Raw genomic sequence first — 2,970 nt, 5'->3', positions numbered from 1 at the left:
GAGTGTTCGTACCCGTTTTTCAGGAAGATGTTTCCTAAAAAGCGCAGGAACACTTTGACCTTGCTTGTATCCAATTTCAAGGTAAATCTTACCACCATCTTTGAGATAATCTTTTGCATCTTCCGAAATTCTGCGGTAAATAGCTAGGCCATCCTCATCTGCAAAGAGAGCTAGATGAGGCTCTGAATGTAAAACATTCAAACCGACCTCTGAATCATCTTCTCGAGAGATATAGGGTGGATTGGATACAATTATATCATATTTTTCAGAAATTTCTGCAAAACAATCAGATTTTTTAAAAAATATATTAAGATTTTGATTTATAGCATTGTCCATTGCTAAGTCTAGTGCATCTTGTGAAATATCTGCTGCTGTCACTGACCAATCTGGTCTGTTTTTAGCTAATCCAAGAGCTATGGCGCCACTTCCAGTCCCAATATCTAGGACATTAAGATTTTCCTCAGGATTTTCTGTGAGGATGAGTTCCACCAACTCTTCTGTTTCTGGACGAGGAATCAAAACCCGCTCATCCACTTTTAACTGCATTCCAAAGAATTCTGCGTGACCAATGATATACTGAGCTGGTTTGTGGGCCGTTAACTGCTGGTAAATTTCCTCTACAAATTGTTTTTCTTCCTCTGTTACTTCTTGCTGGAGGGCAAAGACGAAATCTGTAAAAGAGAGTTTTTTCAGGCTACGATAGACAAAAGAGAGGCTTTCTGCTTCCTCTCCTTGTCTTATCAATTCTTCTTCAAAATCTGAAAATAATTGAGCTAATTTCATTATTTGTTTAATTCTTCTAATTTCTGTGTTTGGTCATAGAGCACTAAGGCATCCACCACTTCATCCAATTTACCAGACAAAATGGTATCTAGTTTTTGAAGGGTCAAGCCAATACGGTGGTCTGTGACACGGTTTTGTGGGAAATTGTAAGTACGGATCCGTTCTGAACGGTCCCCAGTACCAATAGTAGACTTACGTTCAGCGTCTTGTTCATCTTGGGCAATCTGTGCAAAATGGTCAGCCACACGCGCACGGATGATTTTCATGGCCTTCTCACGGTTTTTCTGCTGGGTACGTTCTTCCTGCATCTCAACCTTGATATTGGTTGGCAAGTGGACAATACGAACGGCAGTTGCAACCTTGTTGACGTTCTGACCACCAGCACCAGATGCGTGGTAGATGTCAACACGAAGATCTTTTGGATCAATATCGTACTCTACTTCTTCGACTTCTGGCATGACAAGGACAGTCGCTGTAGAGGTGTGAACACGACCCTGACTTTCTGTCACAGGGACACGTTGAACACGGTGGGCACCAGACTCATACTTAAGTTTAGAGTATACAGACTGACCAGAAACCATGGCAACAACTTCTTTAAAACCACCGACGCCGTTCATAGAAGCTTCCATGACTTCAAAGCGCCAGTCTTGGGCTTCCGCATACTTTTGGTACATAGTTAGAAGGTCTCCGGCGAAAAGCGCTGCTTCGTCTCCACCAGCTGCTCCACGGATTTCAAGGATGATATTCTTGTCATCGTTTGGATCTTTTGGAAGAAGCAAGTATTTTTAATTTTTCTTCGTATTCTTCTTTTTCAGCCTTAGCATCTTTCAGTTCTTGCTTGGCCATTTCTTCCAAGTCTGCATCTCCGCCTGATTCCTTAATCATCTCTTCAGCATCAACGATGTTTTGAAGGACTTGTTTGTACTCACGGTAGGCCGTTACTGTATCACGAGTTGAAGCCTCTTCTTTGGACAATTCCATGAAACGTTTGGTATCAGATACCACATCAGGGTCGCTGAGCAATTCTCCTAATTCTTCATAACGGTCTTCTACAGCTTGTAGTTGATCATAGATGTTCATTTTTCTTCATTCTCCTTATTGATTTCAGGGGCAAAATAATGTTTACGGCAAACCGAGATATAGGTTTCATTGCCACCAATCTGAATTTGTTCTCCCTCATAAGTAGGCTTTCCGTCTAGGGTTCTGAGAACCATAGTCGCTTTTTTCTTACAATACTGGCAAATAGTCTTAATCTCGTCAATCTTATCTGCTAAGAGTAAGAGATGTTTGGAACCTTCGAAGAGTTCATTGCGAAAGTCATTCTTCAAACCGAATGCCATGACAGGAATGTCTAACTCATCGACAACACGAGCTAGGTCGTAAACATGGTGACGCTTGAGAAACTGGGCCTCATCGACCAAGACACAGTAGGGTTTGACTTCCAAATCTCGGATTAAGCCATAGATATCTGTATCATCTTCAATCGCAAGAGCTGGTCGTTTCATACCAATCCGACTAGATACATAACCAACACCATCACGTGTATCAAGAGCAGAGGTCATGATGACAACACCTTTTCCTTGCTCCTCATAGTTATAGGCTACCTTAAGAATCTCAATCGTTTTACCTGAGTTCATAGTCCCATAACGATAATACAACTGTGCCATGCTTCTATTTCACGTCCATTTCTAAATTTTTGCTACATTCTAGTATACCATATTTTCCAAAAGCTTTAAATGGCAAAATGTGGTAAAATAGAAGAAATCAAAAACTAGTGGAGGAAGCTATTATGCCATTTGTTCGCATCGATTTGTTTGAAGGACGTACGCTCGAGCAAAAGAAAGCTCTTGCTAAGGAGGTTACTGAAGCAGTTGTCCGCAACACAGGAGCACCTCAGTCTGCTGTTCATGTCATTATCAACGACATGCCTGAAGGAACTTATTTCCCTCAAGGTGAAATGCGTACCAAATAAGCAAGCTTAAGCGAATTTGCTTAGGCTTTTTCAATCTCCAAGTACATCCATTGAAGAAATGGTTTAAATTTGTTACAATTTGAAAAGAGCCTTGGAGATATTTCCAAGAAAAGTGTTTTAAAGGAAGAAATATGATTACACGTGAATTTGATACCATAGCTGCTATCTCTACTCCACTAGGCGAAGGGGCCATTGGGATTGTCCGCCTGAGCGGA

The 2,970-nt window shown here is 41.2% G+C and carries 3 protein-coding genes and 1 pseudogene; 1 reads left to right on the top strand and 3 read right to left on the bottom strand.

The features are described from left to right. The 3 genes and pseudogenes from prmC to SORDD24_RS07795 all read right to left on the bottom strand — a co-directional run. Positions 1–783, bottom strand: a 783-nt coding sequence (prmC, locus tag SORDD24_RS07805; RefSeq protein ID WP_231082705.1) for a peptide chain release factor N(5)-glutamine methyltransferase, incomplete at its 3' end; no start/stop codon positions are given. Then, positions 783–1,863: pseudogene (gene prfA / locus SORDD24_RS07800) on the bottom strand (peptide chain release factor 1). The pseudogene prfA and the gene prmC, both read right to left, overlap by 1 nt. Continuing rightward, entirely contained in the window at positions 1,860–2,450 is a 591-nt protein-coding gene (locus SORDD24_RS07795; RefSeq protein WP_061409313.1) for a thymidine kinase, read from the bottom strand. Before SORDD24_RS07795 ends, prfA begins: the two are co-directional and overlap by 4 nt. 122 nt (positions 2,451–2,572) lie before the next feature. Between SORDD24_RS07795 and SORDD24_RS07790 the strand changes: the two genes are divergently transcribed. Next, positions 2,573–2,755, top strand: coding sequence for a 4-oxalocrotonate tautomerase (locus SORDD24_RS07790; RefSeq protein ID WP_001117401.1), 183 nt, complete (start codon positions 2,573–2,575; stop codon positions 2,753–2,755). Positions 2,756–2,970 lie beyond the last annotated feature (215 nt).

This window comes from Streptococcus oralis (genome assembly GCF_001579175.1).
In the GTDB taxonomy this organism is placed as follows: domain Bacteria; phylum Bacillota; class Bacilli; order Lactobacillales; family Streptococcaceae; genus Streptococcus; species Streptococcus oralis_O.
The sequence above is the reverse complement of the archived record's forward strand: the minus strand, read 5'-3'. Positions and strand labels throughout refer to the sequence as shown.